Genomic DNA, 16,205 nt, shown 5'->3' on the forward strand with positions numbered 1-16,205 from the left:
AGAGGCCTGGGGGCGTTTACAGGCTATAGCTTACCCGGATGCCGCCATAGAACGTCCGGTCGGTGGCGGGCTGAAAGTAGCGACCGCCGAAGGCGTTGAGGTCGTTGCCGAGGCTGTATTTTTCGTCTGTCAGATTCTCGGCACCGCCAAATGCCTCCACGCCTATATGGCTCCCAAACTGGCGCTTATACCCGACACGCGCACCGAGTATAAAATAGGCGTCCGCATACACCGTGTTCTCGTCGTTCAGCGGAATCGCATCGGTATAGTTTGCGGTGGTATACAGGTAAAAGCCCGGCTTAGTGCGCACGTCCATACCGATGGTGGCGGCATGCGGGGCCACGCCCGTCAGCTCGTTGCCCGACAGCACCAGGTCGTTCCGCTGATACTCCCTGAACCGGAAGTGATTGTAGGTATAGCTGCCCCATACCCGGAGCGTGCTCAGGAAAAGCGCCGGGTCTTCTACCAGGGTATAACCCAGCATGGTTTCGACGCCTTTCTGCGCCGTAGAGCCCACGTTCCGGAAAACGGCCACGCTCGACACATCCTGCCGGCTCACAATGGTTTCGCTCAGTCGGAAGTAAAAGCCCACCACATCGAAGGTAAGGCGGTTACGGAAAGCCGCGCCCCGGATACCAGCCTCATAGTTTACTCCCTTTTCAGCCTCCAGCCCCTGGTTCAGGGTGCCTTCGGAAGTCAGGATCTCTTCTTCGGTGGGAGGCGAAAACCCGGAGCTCACGCTGGCGTGCACCGCAATCTCGTCGGTGATCTTTTTCAGCAAGGCCACCCTCGGCGACAGCACCGCATTAAAATCCCGGACAAAGGTATAGGCTCCGCCGCTGGTGGCCTGGGCCAGCCGGGTAATGTCGTACTGGGTGTCGTTCAGGCTAAGGGCCACCGTGGCGATGATGGCGGCGGGCAACTCCACCTCTGCCTGCGCAAAGGCGAAGCCTGTTTTGGAGATCACCTCATCATCGGTGCGTAGCGTGTCCGGCGTGCCGCCCCTGTTGTCGTAGGTGCGGGCCACCTCCAGGCCGCGCTGATACTCCCCGCCAAAGGTATAGGTTGTCGGTAAAGACCCGATATGCCCTTTGTTCACGAAACTGGTGCGCCCGCCGAGTTCCTGGTAGGCATTGCGCTCGTAGTCGGTGTTAAAGGGATTGTCTTTGAAGCGGTGCACGCCATAAAAAGCCGTGGTGTTGCGCCAGCTGCCGCTCCACCTGTAGTCCTGCTTAATCCCAATGTTCAAGGCCTGCTGGTCTATCGAGGCGTTTTGTGCCACACTCCCGAACCTGCCTCCCCGGGCCTGCCGCGGGTTCTCCGCATACTGCTCGCGCGTGAGGCCGCCCGGCAGCTCATAGTATAAATCGGAGTAGATGATGTTGGCCGCGATCGTCTGCCGCTCCGACACATAAAACTCCGGGGAAACCAGAAGCACCTGGCGGTCCATGGCGGATTGCTCGCGGTAGCCGTCGTACTGCTGGCGGCTGTACTGCACCAGCAGGTTGTGCTTGTCGGTGCCCGAGCTGGCGGTGGCTGTGTAGCGGCGGAGGCCGTAGGCACCCACCGTCGCCCCTACCTGCAACTCGGTGGTGCCAGCCTCGGCACGCCTGGGCTCCAGTAAAATGGAGCCTCCCGTGCCTGCCCCATACACGCTGGCCGCCGGGCCTTTCAGGATTTCAATGCGGCTGAAGTTGGCGGCGTCCAGCAAATTGAGCTGCGTCACGCCGTTGGCCTCGGTAAAGGGGATGCCGTTGTAATACAGTTTCACGTTCCGGATACCGTATGGCGAGCGCAGCGAACTGCCCCGGATGGAGATGCGGTAGCTGGCGGGTGCCCGCTCCTCCATCCGCACGCCCGGCACGGTGTTCACGGCGCGCACCACCGAGCTTTCGTCGAAGCGGGCGATGGCCTCGCGGCCCACCACACTGATCGCCCCGGCGGTTTCCAGCAAGGGCCGGTTGGTTTCATACCCCGTCACCACCACCTCCTGCAAGCGGGCCGCATCGGGCTGCAGCAACACGCGCAGTTCCTGCCCCGGCTCCGCCACCGTAACCACCTGCGATCCATACCCTATCAAACTGAACCGGACCGCCACAGGGGTATCCGGGAGGGAGAGGCTGAAGCTGCCTGCGGCGTTGCTGGTGGTCTGTGCGCCGCTACCGGCCGTTATCGTCACGCCCTCCAGGGGCAGCTCGCTCCGGGCATCCAGCACCTTCCCGCGCAGGAGTTGCTGAGCCTGCAGTGCCTGCGGCAGAAAAAACATCAGGAAAGCAAGAATAAGGAAACAGGAGGGTATGGTTCTTTTCATGGGTATGCGCTGAAATCAAGATTCAAAACGGGAGAAGCACGGCAAGGTTAGCAACAACCCCTGCTTCAAAACTTTTTTGTAACAGCAAAGCGGGCTTGGGGTTTTGAGAAATTTACGGAAAACCTGCTGGCTGCGGCATGCCATACCCCAAACTCCCCGGTGGCGCAGGGCAGCAAAAAGGCCCGACATTGCTGCCGGGCCTCCTTTGTATCATCAGCGCCCTGTGCCAGGCACTTGCTTTTGCGCTGCATCACGGCGTTTCCAGGAAAAGCCATCCGCAGGCGTGATTTAGTTTTTCTTGATCACAAACTCGGTACGGCGGTTCAGCTGGTGCTCAGCCTCGGAGCAGGACACGCCGTCGGCGCATCTGTTCACCAGCCTTGTCTTGCCATACCCTTTTGCCTTCAGCCTGTTTTGGGCTATTCCGTGCTCCACCAGGTAATCCACAGCGGCCTGGGCACGCTTCTCGGACAGGATCTGGTTGTAGAGCTTGCTCTCGCGGCTGTCGGTGTGCGCACTCAGCTCCATCTGTACTCTCGGGTTGCTTTGCAGCAGCAGCACAAGCTTGTCCAGTTCTTTGGCGGCGTCTGCCCGGATGTCCCACTTATCCAGGTCATAGTAAATATTGCTGAGCACGATTGCCTTCTCCAGCTCGTTCTTGTCGAACAGCAGGGCCACTGCCACCGTGTCGGGGGCATTGGTCGGGATCTCGGCCATGGTATGCATGTTCAGATAGCCGTCTTTCGAGCCGGTAAAGCTGTAGGTTCTGCCTTTTCGGGCATCCATGAAGTACTCTCCGTGGGCGTCTGTGAGCAATACCGTGGAATCCTGGGCCTTGTACTGGGCCACCAGAATCCTGGTTTCCGGCAGCGCCACCTGCACGGTGCGCTTGCGGGTGTCCTGCTTGCGCTCCAGCGTAGTGATGGCCAGCACCACCGGCTTGTTCAGGATGGTAAAGGTATAAATATCGTCGGTGCCGTTCTCGGAGTCGCGGTTCGAGGACAAAAGGCCGCGCTCGCCCGCCTCCGTGAACATAATGCCGTAGTCGTTTTTCGGGGAGTTCACCGGGTAGCCGAGGTTGCGGACCGTGCGCCACTTGTCCAGTTCGCCCTCTGCGGAGAAAATATCCAGCCCGCCCATACCGCTATGGCCGTCGGAAGCGAAATACAGCTTGCCGTCGGCATCCACGTAAGGGAAGCTCTCGCGGCCAGCGGTGTTGATGGTGCGCCCCGCGTTAATGGGCTCCCCCCAGCTGCCGTCTGCCCGGCGTACGCTAAAGTAAATGTCTGTGCTGCCCATGCTGCCCGGCATGTCGGAGGCAAAGTACAGCACGTTTCCGTCAGGTGCCAGCGCCGGGTGCCCCACCGAGTAGTCCGCGGCCTTGTTGTAGGCGAAGGGCGTGATGTTGCCCCAGGTGCCGCCCTGCTTCTCGGCCCTGAAAATCTCCAGTCGGTTTAAGGTCTCTTTCTCGTCGGCGGCGGGTGCTTCCACCCAACTGGTCGGGTCAGCGTTCACGTTTGCCTTTCGCGGCACGGCCTGCGTGCGGGTAAAGTACAGCGTGTTCCCGTCCGGGCTGGCGGCAGCCGTGGCGTTGTGGTACGCGGTGTTGATGACATCCTGAAGCGGCACTGGGCTTGCCCAACCGCCCTGCGCGTTCTGCTCTGCCGTGAAAAGCTGGAGGTAAGGCCGTCCTGTCCAGCCGAAGACCGCTGTTTTGCCTTTAGCGGGCTGCACGCCCCTATCGGAGGTAAACAGGATGCCCGATTTTCCGTAGGCCACGGGGCTGAAGTCGGAGAAGCCGGCCGTGTTCAGGCCCTGCGCCAGCGTCACCTCGGCTACAGCGGGTTGGCTCATCCATTTCTCAGCCGACACGGTGGCCAGGATCAGTTCCTGGGCCTGCTCTGCCTTCTCGGGCATCTCCTCGCCCCAGGCCATATACTGCTCTTTGGCCTCGGTGTATTTGCCGTTACTGCGCAGCGCATCGGCGTAGTGGTACAGATTCATCGGGTCGCGGCCCGGCATCGCCACCACTTTGCCATACCAGTTCTCTGCCTGCTGCGTCTGGCGCGTCAGGCGGTAGGCATCGGCCATGCGACTGGCTGTCTCGAGGTCGGGCGTGCGCCGCTGCGCCACTTTCTGGTATTCCTGCAGGGCCAGTGCAAACGCGTAGTTCTCGTAATAGCTGTTTGCCTTGCGCAACGCCGACTGGCCATTTGCGACGGGCGCAAACCCGATCATCGCGGCAACAACAAGGTATAAGGGGGTATATTTATAGTTCATAGAAATGTAGCGCTAAGGGTTAAAAGTACTGTGGGGTCAGCATTTTGGAGTCTGTCTTCTTCTTGAAGAAGTAGTAGCCAACGGATACCTCGTGGGTGTTGTAGCCGCCCAGCCCGTTCAGCATCTTGTCGTAGGCATAGCCCAGGCGCAACGCTTTCGCTACCTGAAGCTCCGCGATAAAGGCCACGGCGGTGCGCTTGTTGATGTCCTCTCCCTCCGCGGCATCGCCAAACAGCTGCATGCTGGTGCGGTAAGAGCTGCCCAGCCACAGGCGGTCGCTCAACAGCACAAAGGCGTTCAGGTCCACGTTGGCGGGGGCGTTGAAGTCTTCCTTCACCAGCACGCTCGGCTTAAACTTCAGGAAGGGGCTCACATCAAACACATAGCCCGTGGTAAAGTAGTAGTGGCGCTCCGGCTCTATCTGGTCCAGGTCGGAGTACTGCAGCAGGTCGGAGGCCGAGAGGCCGGCATAAAAGCGCGGCGTGTGCACATAGGCGCCCAGCTTGATGTCCGGCCGGATGTTGGTCTTCTTGCCCGTCGGGATCGAAGGGTCTCCCTCAATGCCGAGCGCAGCCCCGTCCAGGGTATACTGCACGAGCCCCGGGGCAATGCCCAGGCTCATCACGGCCTTATCGCTCAGGGGCAGCTTTACGGCGGCGTTGGCATACACGCTGAAGGTGCTTTGCGCCCCGATCTCGTCGCGGGTCATGTTCAGGCCAAGCCCCAGGCGGTCGCTTGCCACCACACCGTCCACGGCCAGCGACTGCGTGTTTGGCGTGCCCTCTATCCCCGTCCACTGCGAGCGGTGAAAGGCATTGAGGTTCAGCACGTTTTTGCTGCCGGTATACGCCGGGTTGATGGACATGCTGTTAAAGATGTACTGCGAGTACTGCGGGTTTTGCTGTGCGCTGGCGGCTGTCGTCAGCAGAAGCGCGAGCAATAAATAACATATTCTCATTTGTATTGAAATTTCAGGATTTACGACCAAGCTTATCGGAAAATGGTTACATAACCGGTGAACTCTTTCACTACGCCACTGCATACTGTTACCCTTACCTTGTAGAAGTAAGTACCTTGCTCCAGATTATTCCCTCTCCAGTCGTTCTGATAGTTTTTGGTTTTGTACACCTCAGAGCCCCAGCGGTTGAAGATCGTCACTTCGTTGTTGGTGTATTTGCCGAGGTTGGTGATCTCCCACACATCGTTTATACCGTCTCCGTTCGGGCTGAAGGCTTTCGGGAAGCCCAGCTCGCCGTCGGCAAGCGAGGCATCGATGGTAGCGCTGGCGGCAGGGCTGCCGCACGCGCCGTTGAGCGCCGCCACAGTTACCTGGCCGCTTGCCCCGGCTCTGTCGATTTTCACTTTGATGGAGGTAGTGCCCTGCCCCGCCGTGATGCTGAAGCCCTCTGGCACAGTCCAGGTGTAGCCGGTGGCACCCTGTACCGCATCAATGCTATAGGTCAGTCCGTCGCACACGGTGCTGTTGTCGCGTATGGCGGTTGGTGCGGGCAGTGGTGTCGTGATGCTTACTTCCTTCGAGATGCGCGGTGCCGTGCCGCACCCGTTCGTGGCAACTACACTGACGGTGCCCCCGTTTCCGGATGTGGTTTTCACGGTGATGATGCCGCTTCCGTTACCCGAAACAAGCGTCAGGCCGCCTGTCACGGTCCAGTTGTAGGTTACGCCGGGCGTGATGGTGGCCAGGGTATAGGTGATGCTCTGGTTGCCCAGGCAAAGGGCCGCTTCGCCCACGATCTGGTTGGTTTGCGTCGGTGCAAGCGTTGGAGATACGTTTAGGGTCGCCTCGGTGCCTGTGCCACAGCTGTTGTTCACGCCAACCTTTACCTGGCCGTTTCCTGTGCCTACCTCCACTACAATGCTGGTGGTGTTCTGTCCGCTCACAAGCTTCCAGGTGCCAGGCACAGCCCATACATAGCCGGAGGCGCCAGTTACGGCAGGTATGGTATAGGTCAGTTGTGCCCCGATGCATCCCTGGGCGTTGCCGGTGATGGCGGGAGCCGCCAGTTTATCCTTCACGGTTACGGCCAGTGTGCTCGCAGTGCTGGTGCCGCAGGTGTTGCTTGCGGTTACCGACACGTTGCCTGAGACGGCCTTGTCTCCCGCCTTCAGGGTTATTTGTGTCGTGCCTTCTCCGCGCACAATGCTCCATCCGCTCGGGATGGTCCAGGCATACCCAGAGGCTCCCGTTACGGCGTCTATACTATATGTCGCCTCGCTGCCAAGGCATACTGTCTGCTCGCCTGAGATGGCGGCGGGAGTTGCGGGTGCGGGGGTGGTGCTCACTGCGACAGTGGCTACAGCTGTAGTGAAGCAGCTGCTGTTTGCCACCAGCGTCAGGGTTCCGCCGGAGGCTCCGGCGCGCACTTTCACTGATGGCGTGTTGTTTCCGGCCGTGATGGCCAGGTCGCCGGTGGTTGCCCAGGTATAGGTCACGCCACTGCCGTACGCCGCCACGCTATACGTGGTACCGGTGCTGTTGGCGCACACGGCTGCTGGCCCGGTGATAGTCGGGTTGGCCAGCTTGTTCACGATGCCGACCGCTTTGGTAGTGGTATAGGTATTGCCGCAAACGTCTGTGGCCGTTGCCTTGATGGTGCCGCCTGTCGTGCCCGCTCTCACGGTTACCTGGTTTCCGTTCTGGGATACCACCGCTATGCCACCGGTCACCTCAAACGTATACGTCAGGCCGAGCGCCTCTGTAGCCGTGTACACTGCGTCGGCCACTCCTTCGCAGAGTGCGTTGGAGCCGCTCAGCGCAAAGGCTGGCACCTGGGCGCAGGTCACTTCTATCACTGCGGTTGCGGTATTGTTTGCTGTGTTCTGGTCCGGGAACGTGTTGCTGCTCTGCACCACCGCTGTGTTCGAGATGGTGCCTGCAGCCGTGATCCTTGCCCGTATGGTAATGGTCTGCTGTGCGCCTGCTGCCATGGTGCCCAGCGTGATGTTGCCAGTGGTGGCATCGTAGCCTGCCGTTGCCTCGATAAGCTCCAGCCCTGCTGGCAACAGATCCTTCACCTTCACTTCCTCCGCGGGGTATGGCCCGTCGTTGGTTACGGTGATGGTATAGGTTACCTCATTCCCTATTCTGAAGGGCGCGGTGGCGGCAACCTTGGTGATGCGCAGGTCTGCGTTCAACGGTGGCACTGTCACCACTACCTCGCTTTCGTTGTCGTCTATCTGCGGGTCCGGGTCGCGGGAGGAGGCGACTGCCACGTTACGGATCTCGCCCGCCGCCGTAATACGGAAGGTCAGCTTCAGCTGTGCCTCTTCGGCAAACTCAAGCATCGGGATGCGCCATTTTACTTTGTTGGCCGTGCCGAAATCGATAGTCCCTTTGTTCATTTCTGCGGAGCCCGCCACATACAGCAGGCCAGCGGTGGGCAGCAGGTCTTCCACCAGCACATCAAAGGCAGCGCCCGGACCGTTGTTGCGCACAGCCAGGGTATAGGTTATTTCGTCGCCCACCAGGTAGGTCTTCTCCGGCACCGTTTTGGTAATGCTCACGTCCGTCCGGACAATGCCGGGCAGGTAGAGGTTGTTGCGCTCAAGGGTTACAGTGCCCCCAAGCGAGATCGCGCGACCGTTCACGCCCACGCCGTCCTCCAGGTAGATGTCGCCTTTTGCCAGGATGGTGCCCACGAAGTTGGTAATACCCCCGAGCCGCACGCGCCCGCTCACGATCCAGTAGATGTTCTTGCTCTGTGCGAAAATCAGGCGGATGGCCGCGTTGGGGGCCATCGAGATCAGGTCACCGTCTATTTCGAAGATATAAAGCCCGTTCTGGTCCCCTTCCGCGTTTAGCGTCAGCACACTCTCGAAGCTTGCCTCTCCCGTTACTTTATAGTGGCCTGGCCGGATGCCCGTCTCGCCACTCTTCAGCGTGTTCGGCAGTACCGTCCCCGGCTTGCCGTCGAACCTGTTGTAGGCGCCAAGGGCATCGTTCAGGGCACCGGTAGCGGCAGTGCCGGTTTGGATGCTGCCCTCCTGTATGCTCAGCAGGTTTGCACCCTCTATGTTACTGGCTTGCTCAATGCCTACGCTTCCGGTTACCCCAGAAACGGTCTTGACCACAATCTTGGAAGAGGCCATCACAGCGAAATTGGTCGCCTGCCCCATTATCTCCTGTTCTGTTTGGGCAGTGCTAAGGGTGGTGATGCCCACTGTGAGCAGAAAAATCAGCAGTAGATGTCGAATCATAAAACAAGGGAAAAGGGTATTAATTTATTATTATATTAATAGATATAGTTTTATATATATAATGTTTTACTAGAAACTCCGAAAATGGTTTCCAATGGCTGCAGGATTATCAAAAAATAGCACTGTATTTTTTATGATTTGACTTAAAATAATAACCGGGATGCTCTTGCGCCAAAGGTAAGGTTTTGCTTGTGTATTAACACATTAGAATAAAATAAAAAAACTATACTCTTTTAAAACGCTTAAGCCCTGGTAATAAAGCCATATTAAATTGCACCATCTCTAAACCTCCCGCAATATATTAATTTTTACCTATATTTTAGAATATTAATTATTGCCCCGGATTCTTTTGCACAAAAAAACCCCTGAAGCAGTGGATGCATCAGGGGTTTGGAAGAATATAGTAGAAATTGCCTCTTACAGCGAAAAAACAGGATTCTTAGCTTGTCTGCTATACATGCACGTGCCGTTCGGCGTGATAGGAAGAGCGCACGAGCGGCCCGGACTCCACGTATTTGAGCCCGCGCTTCAGGCCTTCTTCACCATAATGGGCAAACAGGTCGGGGTGTATGAACTCCGCGACCTGCAGGTGCATTTTGGTGGGTTGCAGGTACTGGCCAAGCGTCAGGATGTCGCAGCCGTTTGCCGCCAGGTCATCCATCGCCTGGTATACCTGTTCGCGCGTTTCGCCCACGCCCAGCATGATGCCGGTTTTGGTGCGCTGCCCATACTCCTTGGTGCGCCTGATCTGCTCCAGGCTGCGGTCGTACTTGGCCTGCGGGCGCACCTGGCGGTAGAGTTCGCGCACGGTCTCCATGTTGTGCGACACCACTTCCTGTCCCGGCGAGATCATCGTGGTCAGGGCGTCCCAGTTCGCTTTCACGTCCGGGATCAGGGTCTCGATGGTGGTGGTGGGCGACATCAGCTTGACTTGCCTCACCGTGTCGTGCCAGATGGCAGCCCCACGGTCTTTCAGCTCGTCGCGGTTCACGGAGGTGATCACGGCATGCTTCACGCCCATCAGCTGGATGGCCTCGGCCACGCGGCGGGGCTCATCCTCGTCGTACTCGTTGGGGCGGCCGGTAGCCACGGCGCAGAAAGAGCAGCTGCGGGTACACACGTTGCCCAAGATCATGAAAGTGGCCGTGCCTGCGCCCCAGCACTCGCCCATGTTCGGGCAGTTGCCGCTCTCGCAGATGGTGTGCAGCTTATATTCGTCTACGATGCTTCTTACTTTGGCGTACTCCTTCCCAACCGGCAGCTTTACGCGCAGCCAGTTTGGCTTGCGGGGTTGGCCTAGCGCGTTGAGCCCCTCGGGCATGGCATTCGGCTGTATTACCGGAAGTGTCATTAATTCATCCATGGTGCAAAGATAGGAAGTTATGCATTAAGAGGTTAACGCCCGGCCAAAAATGTGGCCCCGGCGGGTATAGCTTCTTAACAAAACACCGGAACGCTTTGTTCGGGGCGGGGATTATTTGCGGGAGCCGTAGTAAAGGTTCAGGTACACGGAGGTGAACGTCTGGCTGTTGTCGGCGTTGGGGATGATGACGGGCTTGCTGGCAAAGGCCTCCACCATAAAGCCGACCTCTATACCCGCGATGCTCTCGCGGTAACGCCCGTACTCGAAGCTAAGGCCAGCCTTGAAGTGGATTCCGGGCTTTACTTTCATCTCGCCGAGGCCCCTGAACACGTTGTCGCTGCCCAGTATGTAGTCGCGGTCCAAATGCCTGCCGGGGTCATACTGCTCTGTGCGGATGTTGGTGCCCTGCCCGCCGTAGTTATAGTCGATGTAATACGGCACAAGCAGCCCCAGGGAAGGGCCGATGGCCGCCAGGCCGTTTACCTGAACCCCGGATTCCGGCGCCTTCTTGAACAGCACAACCTCCCGGCCATAGTGCGGGCGCACTACAAACAGGTAGTTCTGCTTGCCATACACAAAGGACTCCCCAGAGATAGGGCTGAAGTCCCGTATTTCCTTGGGATGCTTCACTTCCACGATCTCCAGGCCCCCGAACTGGTACATATGCTCATCTATGAAAAAGGAAGAGCGGATGAACGCGCCGCCAATCAGGCCGCCGTTGGAGTTGAAGTTCACGCCATAGCTCAGCTCGTTCTGGAAGCTCTCGTCTTCGTCGGACTGAGCAACAGCCGGGGCAACCGACATGAGCACGAAAGCAAGTAAGAGAAGAAGGGGTCTGGCCAAGAAGGTGTTATGTTTTAGATTGTATAAAACTACGTAACTTTACGCTAAATTCAAAAACAGAGTTGATACTATGGCTACTATAAAAAGCTCGTACAGCGGCGGCTTACGCACTTCTGCTCAGCACCTTGCCTCCGGCAACACAATCATCACGGATGCGCCCCTCGATAACAACGGCAAGGGAGAGGCTTTCTCGCCCACCGATCTGGTGAGCGCCGCCCTGGGCTCCTGCATGATGACCATCATGGGCATTGTGGCCAACCGCGCCGACATCAACATCGACGGAATGGACCTGGAGGTGACCAAGATCATGTCGGCGGACCCACGGCGCATCGCGGAAGTGGTGCTGACCTTCACGATGCCTGCCGGCGTTTCGTACTCCGAGAAGGAGAAGGCCATGCTGGAGAACGCCGCCCGCACCTGCCCGGTGGCCCTGAGCCTGCACCCCGAGGTAAAGCAGACGATCAGCTTCAGGTACTAACACAAAAAGCGGCCTACTCCTTCCTGCTGAAAGGGTAGGCCGCTTTTCTTTATTTGCTTAAGCCGTTACTTTTTTCTTCAGGGCGTCTACGCCAATGCTCATGTGCGAGGCGTCGTAGGTGCAAACGCCGTCCTGCAGCAGCAATAGCTGCGGAGACTGGTGCTGCACGTGCAGCACCTCGGCCACTTCCTGCGAAACCGGGCGGTAGCGCAGCAAATCCAGGTAGTAGGCTTTCACGTGGTCCAGGCCTGCGCCGTTCCACTGCCGCTCCACACGGCTTTTGGCGGTGGAACTGATGGAGCACGATGTGCTGTGCTTGAATATCACCACCGGTGTTTCCTTTGATTCTGCAATTATCTCATCCAACTGCTCTGTACTGGTAAGCGGGTGCCAATTCATATGGTTCTTTCTTAGTAATGCTTGGTTCAATTGATCTTTTTAGATTGCCGGAGCTTCCGCTTCTTGAAAAACAGGATTTTCCGCGCGGGCTTGCCGTTCTCGTCAAACTGATAGGTCGCCCGCCTGTCCTGCTTCCTGCGCTTGCGGGCCGCTGCGCCCTTCTTAAAGGTATAGGCGCTTGTATTGAGGTGCGTTTCTTTGTAGGTATACTCCACCTGCTCGGCCTCTTTCAACGACTTGCGCATCTTCTGCTCGTGCTTTTCGCGGGCATCGAAGCTGATCTGCCCATACCCGGGCAAGGCCGCGAGCAGCAGTAGCGCCAGGCTCAACAGGGGTTTAACCCCCTTCCCTATCATTTTGTTTTCTCCTACTTTCATGGCCGTAAGAGCTTATACTGATTTCTACAAAAGTGGTTTGTGCCATTTACCATATACGCCACCCTCCTTTTTTCACCTTCCCGTTCTTATCGGTGGGCACTTTCACGGCTTCAAATCCTTGCCCGGCCTGCGTGGTCATTTTTACGCGGTTGCGCTTTCCGGTTGGCTTGGGGCAGGGAATGCCTTTGCGCTGGCAGCCGCTCCCCAACACCAGTGTCAGGCAGAAGGCAGCTAGCAGGAATGATCGAAGAGTCCGCATTTTGAGGTGCTTTTGAAGGTTTTTTTATATACCCCTGCAGGAGGGTATGAACAAATATAGTTTAATACTGCAACATCGCCTCAACTTTCTGGCGGAGCCGCTGCTTGGGCAGGAACTCCTGCTCGAGGGGAGGCGCAAACGGTACGGCGGTGTCGAGGCTGGCGACGCGGGCCACGGGGGCATCCAATAACTCAAAGCAGTGTTCCCCGATCCAGGCGGCTATCTCGCCGCCTATCCCGCCCGTCAGGGTGTCTTCGTGCAGCAGCAGCACGCGGCCGGTTTTGGCCACGGCCGCGCGCACCGCCTCTTTGTCCCAGGGCAGCAGCGAGCGCAGGTCCAGGATGTGCAGGCTTGCGTTTGTTAGCTCCTGTTGCAACTGCTTGGCCCAGTGCACGCCCATACCATAGGTGATGATGGTCAGGTCAGTGCCCTCGGCCACGGTTTTGGCTTTCCCGATCTCAACGGTATAATAATCGTCCGGGATCTCCTGCGAGATGGCGCGGTAGAGCAGCTTGTGCTCGAAAAACAGCACGGGGTTTGGGTCTTCGATGGCGGCGTTCAGCAGGCCTTTGGCGTCGTAAGGCGAGGAAGGGTATACCACCTTCAGGCCGGGGGTATGGAAAAACCACGCCTCGTTGCTCTGCGAGTGGAAGGGCCCCGATGCCGAGCCCGCCCCCGTGGGCATGCGCACCACCACATCGGCGTTTTGGCCCCAGCGGTAATGGCTCTTGGCCAGGTTATTCACGATCTGGCTGAAGCCCGCGCTCACAAAATCCGCGAACTGCATCTCGACCATGCTCTTCTGCTGCCGCACCGACAGGCCCAGGGCCATACCCAGTATGGCCGACTCGCAGAGCGGCGTGTTGCGCACGCGCGCTTTGCCAAACTGCTCCACAAAGCCCTCGGTTACTTTAAACACACCGCCGTATTCGGCAATGTCCTGCCCCATCAGCACCAGTTCCGGGAAGCGCTCCATGCTCTGGCGCAAGCCGTCGGAGATGGCGTCCACGAAGCGGCGCTCCGTTGTCGCCTCCGACGCCGGCTCCTGCACTTCCTGCGCGAAAGGCCGGTACATGTCCTCGATTTCCTGCTGGGGGTTGGCCTCCGGCATCGGGGTTTCGAAGGCTGTCTGCAAGCCGTTCTCTATCTCCTCGCGCAGCTCCTGCTTTATGTTGTCCATGGTCTTCTGCGTCAGCACCAGGTCCTCGAGCAGGTACTTCTCGAAGTTCTCCACGGGGTCTTTCTTCGCCCATTTCTCAAACAGCTCCTGCGGCACGTACTTGGTGCCGCTGGCCTCCTCGTGGCCACGCATCCGGAACGTGATCGCCTCGATGAGCATCGGGCGGGGGTTCTTGCGGATACTGGCTGCCGCATGGCTCACGGTATGGTATACCTCTATGATATTGTTGCCGTCCACCTGCAGCGCATCGATGCCGTAGGCCGGGCCCTTGTCTATAAAATTCTGGAACTTGAACTGCTCGTTGCTGGGCGTGGAGAGGCCATACCCGTTATTCTCTATCATAAAGATAACTGGCAGGCCCCATACCGCCGCCACGTTCAGCGCCTCATGGAAGTCGCCCTCGGAGGCGCCGCCGTCGCCGCTGAACACCAGCGTCACCTTCTCCTCCTCCTCCAGTAGGTCGGCCAGCGCAATGCCGTCGGCCACGGCCAGTTGCGGCCCCAGGTGCGAGATCATACCCACAATATGGTGCTCGTTAGAGCCGAAGTGGAAAGAGCGGTCACGGCCCTTCGTAAAGCCGATGGTTTTTCCCTGAAACTGCGCAAAAAGCCGATCCAGCGGCACCTCGCGGCTCGTGAAAACGCCCAAGTTGCGGTGCAGCGGCAATATGTACTCGTCCTGGTTCAGGGCCAGCGCCGCCCCGACTGAGACGGCCTCCTGCCCGATGCCGGAAAACCACTTGCTTACTTTGCCCTGCCGCAGCAGCACCAGCATGCGCTCCTCAATCATGCGTGGCTTCAGGATGGCGCGGTACAGGCTCACAAGCTCGTCGTCGGTATAGTCTTTGCGGTTGTAGTTCATCTCTAAAAGAAAACCTTAGTATAGATTGGCAAGTTACTATATCGGCGGTAGTGCTGAAATTTCTGCCGCTAATTTTTAATTTTGCTTCAAAATAGACACAAGACGTTAGACATTAAAATAGACACAAGTAGCAAGACACAGGACACAAGATTTTGATTGAATGTGTAAAAGGTATAGGAATAGCGGTACTGTTGCAACCGCTGTACTGGCTACAAAGCCAGAGGAAACATCTCTGCAGCAGCAAAGTCTTGTGTCTTGCTACTTGTGTCTTGTATCCCTAAAAAAATATGATCGACTTTAAAGAGTTTACCCTTGCTAATGGCCTGCGCGTGATCGTGCACGAAGACCATACCAGCCCTATGGTCGTCCTGAACGTGCTGTACGACGTAGGCTCGCGCGATGAGGAGGAAGCCCATACCGGCTTTGCGCACCTGTTTGAGCACCTGATGTTCAGCGGCTCCAAAAACATACCGGTGTACGACGAGCCCCTGCAGCGCGTGGGTGGCGAAAATAACGCCTTCACCAGTCCCGACATCACGAACTATTACCTGTCGTTGCCGGCGCAGAACATCGAGACGGGCTTCTGGCTGGAGTCGGACCGCATGCTGGAGCTGGCTTTCAGCGAGAACGGCCTGGAGGTGCAGCGCAAAGTGGTGGTAGAGGAGTTTAAGCAAAACTACCTGAACCAGCCTTACGGCGATGTATGGCTGAAGCTGCGCCCGCTCACGTATAAAAAGCACCCGTATAAATGGGCCACTATCGGCAAGGAGATCTCCCACATTGAAGACGCGACGATGGACATCGTGAAAGCCTTCTTCCGGAAGCACTACTCGCCGAGCAACGCCATCCTGGTGGTGGCCGGAAACGTGACCCTTGCGCGGGCGAAGGAGCTGACCGAAAAATGGTTTGGCCCTATACCCGCCGGAGAGAGGTATACCCGCAACATCGAAAAAGAGCCAAAGCAAACCGAGCCGCGCGTGCTGGAAGTGTCTGCCGACGTGCCCCTCAACGCCATCTACAAAGCCTACCACATGCCGTCGCGTACCGAGCCGGATTACCACGCCGTGGACCTGATCAGCGACATTCTGGGTCGGGGCAAGTCGAGCAGGCTCTACGACAAGCTGGTGAAAGAGCAGAAACTGTTCAACTCCATCTCGGCGTCTGTGTCGGGCTCGCTGGAGCGGGGCCTGCTCGTGGTACAGGGCAAGCTGAACGAGGGCGTGGACCTGCAGCAAGCCAACGCCGCCATTGAGGCCGTAAACCAGGAGCTGATGGAACAAATGGTAGTGGAAAAGGAACTGGACAAGGTGAAGAACCAGGCGGAGACCTCCATCGTATTCTCTGAGATCGAGCTGCTGAACCGCGCCATGAACTTGGCCTACAGCAAGCTGATGGGCGACGCCAACCTGATCAACCAGGAAGGCGCGAAAGTGCAGGCCGTGACGCCACAGGACATTCTGCGCTGCGCCAAAGAGGTCCTTGACCCGAACAACTGCTCTACCCTGCTGTATAAGGCCGAGAAGAAGGTGGAAGCGCCCGCCGAGGCAGAGGAATAAAACCTCCTCCCATACCTGTTTATAACAAGAAAGGCTGCCAGATCATTGGCAGCCTTTCTTGTTTACGGGTTGGTCAATCC

General features: G+C 57.8%; 13 protein-coding genes. 2 read left to right on the plus strand and 11 right to left on the minus strand.

The features are described from left to right. Positions 1 to 16: 16 nt before the first annotated feature. From MKJ04_RS14600 to MKJ04_RS14630, 7 genes are all read right to left on the minus strand, one after another. Positions 17 to 2,311 (minus strand): TonB-dependent receptor domain-containing protein, encoded by a 2,295-nt coding sequence (locus tag MKJ04_RS14600; RefSeq protein WP_241642386.1) that lies wholly within the window; start codon positions 2,309 to 2,311, stop codon positions 17 to 19. Between the two features lie 65 nt (positions 2,312 to 2,376). Next, entirely contained in the window at positions 2,377 to 2,586 is a 210-nt protein-coding gene (locus MKJ04_RS14605; RefSeq protein ID WP_241642387.1) for a hypothetical protein, read from the minus strand. A gap of 13 nt (positions 2,587 to 2,599) precedes the next feature. Beyond that, entirely contained in the window at positions 2,600 to 4,591 is a 1,992-nt protein-coding gene (locus MKJ04_RS14610; protein WP_241642388.1) for an OmpA family protein, read from the minus strand. Between the two features lie 19 nt (positions 4,592 to 4,610). Beyond that, positions 4,611 to 5,549: a type IX secretion system membrane protein PorP/SprF gene (locus tag MKJ04_RS14615; protein WP_241642389.1), complete on the minus strand. Its 939-nt coding sequence runs from the start codon at positions 5,547 to 5,549 to the stop codon at positions 4,611 to 4,613. 32 nt (positions 5,550 to 5,581) lie between these two features. Continuing rightward, a complete protein-coding gene (locus tag MKJ04_RS14620; RefSeq protein WP_241642390.1) occupies positions 5,582 to 8,809 on the minus strand; it encodes an ice-binding family protein in 3,228 nt (1,075 codons plus the stop codon). A 451-nt stretch (positions 8,810 to 9,260) separates the two neighbouring features. Then, positions 9,261 to 10,172 carry a lipoyl synthase gene (gene lipA / locus MKJ04_RS14625; RefSeq protein ID WP_410896827.1) on the minus strand — a complete coding sequence of 304 codons (912 nt, stop codon included), beginning with the start codon at positions 10,170 to 10,172 and terminating at the stop codon, positions 9,261 to 9,263. Between the two features lie 111 nt (positions 10,173 to 10,283). Further along, positions 10,284 to 11,015, minus strand: a complete 732-nt coding sequence (locus tag MKJ04_RS14630; protein ID WP_241642391.1) for a hypothetical protein — start codon at positions 11,013 to 11,015, stop codon at positions 10,284 to 10,286. A 70-nt stretch (positions 11,016 to 11,085) separates the two neighbouring features. Here MKJ04_RS14630 and MKJ04_RS14635 point away from each other — a divergent pair, with 70 nt between their 5' ends. After that, a complete protein-coding gene (locus MKJ04_RS14635) occupies positions 11,086 to 11,493 on the plus strand; it encodes an OsmC family protein (RefSeq protein ID WP_241642392.1) in 408 nt (135 codons plus the stop codon). A gap of 57 nt (positions 11,494 to 11,550) precedes the next feature. Here the strand turns inward: MKJ04_RS14635 and ytxJ are convergent, their stop codons facing one another. The 4 genes from ytxJ to MKJ04_RS14655 form a co-directional block, all read right to left on the minus strand. Next, complete coding sequence (gene ytxJ / locus MKJ04_RS14640) at positions 11,551 to 11,892, minus strand: bacillithiol system redox-active protein YtxJ (protein WP_241642393.1); 342 nt, start codon at positions 11,890 to 11,892, stop codon at positions 11,551 to 11,553. Between the two features lie 26 nt (positions 11,893 to 11,918). Next, positions 11,919 to 12,269 carry a hypothetical protein gene (locus MKJ04_RS14645; protein WP_241642394.1) on the minus strand — a complete coding sequence of 117 codons (351 nt, stop codon included), beginning with the start codon at positions 12,267 to 12,269 and terminating at the stop codon, positions 11,919 to 11,921. A 46-nt stretch (positions 12,270 to 12,315) separates the two neighbouring features. Beyond that, positions 12,316 to 12,528, minus strand: coding sequence for a hypothetical protein (locus tag MKJ04_RS14650; RefSeq protein ID WP_241642395.1), 213 nt, complete (start codon positions 12,526 to 12,528; stop codon positions 12,316 to 12,318). Between the two features lie 61 nt (positions 12,529 to 12,589). Then, a complete protein-coding gene (locus tag MKJ04_RS14655; RefSeq protein WP_241642396.1) occupies positions 12,590 to 14,569 on the minus strand; it encodes a thiamine pyrophosphate-dependent enzyme in 1,980 nt (659 codons plus the stop codon). Between the two features lie 287 nt (positions 14,570 to 14,856). Between MKJ04_RS14655 and MKJ04_RS14660 the strand changes: the two genes are divergently transcribed. Continuing rightward, entirely contained in the window at positions 14,857 to 16,125 is a 1,269-nt protein-coding gene (locus MKJ04_RS14660; protein ID WP_241642397.1) for a M16 family metallopeptidase, read from the plus strand. Positions 16,126 to 16,205: the final 80 nt, after the last annotated feature.

The organism is Pontibacter sp. E15-1 (genome assembly GCF_022601975.1).
Taxonomy (GTDB): domain Bacteria; phylum Bacteroidota; class Bacteroidia; order Cytophagales; family Hymenobacteraceae; genus Pontibacter.